Annotated in this window: 1 protein-coding gene; it reads right to left on the reverse strand. The window is 75.4% G+C overall.

Annotated elements, in window-relative coordinates:
- Nucleotides 1-119: 119 nt before the first annotated feature.
- A complete protein-coding gene (gene hutU, locus HGA02_RS18005; RefSeq protein WP_168680638.1) occupies nucleotides 120-1784 on the reverse strand; it encodes a urocanate hydratase in 1665 nt (554 codons plus the stop codon).
- Nucleotides 1785-1890 lie beyond the last annotated feature (106 nt).

Genomic DNA, 1890 nt, shown 5'->3' on the forward strand with positions numbered 1-1890 from the left:
CGCCCCGCCCCGGCCGTCGCCGGCTGCGGGCGGGCTCGATACCGACATGGGTGTCGTTCGCCGCCCCGGAACGGCACCCATGTCGGTATCGACGGCAGCGCGGGTCGGGTCCGGTGTCCTCATGCGTCGTGCTCCCGCATCGGGACGCGGATGCCGTGCGCGTCCGCGACCTCGTCGGCGCGCGCGTACCCGGCGTCGACGTGCCGGATCACCCCCATGGCGGGGTCGTTGGACAGGACCCGCGCGAGCTTGCGCGCGGCGAGGTCGGTGCCGTCGGCGACGGACACCTGACCGGCGTGGATGGACCGGCCCATCCCGACGCCGCCGCCGTGGTGCAGCGACACCCACGTCGCCCCGGACGACGCGGCGACGAGCGCGTTGAGCAGCGGCCAGTCGGCGATCGCGTCGGACCCGTCGGCCATCGCCTCGGTCTCCCGGTAGGGCGACGCGACGGAGCCGGCGTCGAGGTGGTCGCGCCCGATGACGAGCGGCGCCGCGACGTCGCCCGACGCGACGAGCTCGTTGAACCGCAGCCCCGCCCGGTCGCGCTCGCCGTGCCCCAGCCAGCAGATCCGCGCGGGCAGCCCCTGGAACGCGACCCGCTCCTGCGCGGCGCGGATCCAGCGGTGCAGGTGGTCGTCGTCGGGGAACAGGTCGAGGACGGCCGCGTCGGTGGTCGCGATGTCGCGCGGGTCGCCGGACAGCGCCGCCCAGCGGAACGGCCCCTTGCCCTCCGCGAACAGCGGCCGGATGTACGCGGGCACGAAGCCGGGGACGTCGAACGCGCGGTCGTAGCCGCCACGTCGGGCCTCGTCGCGGATCGAGTTGCCGTAGTCGAACACCGCGGCACCCGCGTCGAGGAAGCCGACCATCGCCTCGACGTGCCGGGCCATGGACTCGCGCGCGCGGTCGGTGAGCTCGTCGGGCTTGGTGGCGGCGTAGTCCGCCCACTCGTCCAGCGCGACCCCGACGGGCAGGTAGGCGAGCGGGTCGTGCGCCGACGTCTGGTCGGTCACGACGTCCACCTCGACGCCGCGTCGCAGCAGCTCGGGCAGCACCTCCGCGCAGTTGCCGACGACGCCGACCGACAGCGCCGTCCGGGACCGCCTCGCGGCCAGGACCAGCGACAGCGCCTCGTCGAGCGAGCCCGCGACGCGGTCGAGGTAGCGGTCGTGCACCCGCCGGGCCAGGCGGGACCCGTCCACGTCGACGATCAGGCACGCACCCCCGTTGAGCGTCACCGCGAGCGGCTGCGCCCCGCCCATCCCGCCGCACCCGCCCGTCACGGTGAGCGTCCCCGCGAGCGTCCCGCCGAACCGCTGAGCGGCCACCGCGGCGAGCGTCTCGTACGTGCCCTGGAGGATCCCCTGCGTGCCGATGTAGATCCACGACCCGGCCGTCATCTGCCCGTACATCGTGAGGCCGAGGTGCTCGAGCCGGCGGAACTCCGGCCAGGTCGCCCAGTCCCCGACGAGGTTCGCGTTCGCGATGAGCACGCGCGGCGCCCACTCGTGCGTCGCGAGGACCCCGACGGGCTTGCCGGACTGGACGAGCAGCGTCTCGTCGTCGCCGAGCGTCGTGAGCGTGCGGACGATCGCGTCGTACGCGTCCCACGACCGCGCGGCCCGGCCGGTGCCGCCGTAGACGACGAGGTCGTCGGGCCGCTCGGCGACCTCCGGGTCGAGGTTGTTCATGAGCATCCGCAGCGGCGCCTCGGTCTGCCACGAGCGGGCCGTGAGCGTCGTGCCGCGCGGGGCGCGGACGGGTCGGGGACCGGCGGTCATGAGCCCTCCTGGGGAGTCGTGGGTCGTGCGGCCGGCGCGTGCGGGGTGCGGTCAGGCGACGGGTCCGCGGTGCCTGGCGTGACCGGCGGGGCGGCCGTGCCGGGGC

The sequence above is a fragment of the Cellulomonas septica genome (genome assembly GCF_012396155.1).
GTDB classification, from domain to species: domain Bacteria; phylum Actinomycetota; class Actinomycetes; order Actinomycetales; family Cellulomonadaceae; genus Cellulomonas; species Cellulomonas septica.

Bases quoted from the DNA above. Each gene is read 5' to 3' on its own strand.
- hutU (WP_168680638.1), bottom strand. From the start codon at position 1,784: ATGACCGCCGGTCCCCGACCCGTCCGCGCCCCGCGCGGCACGACGCTC.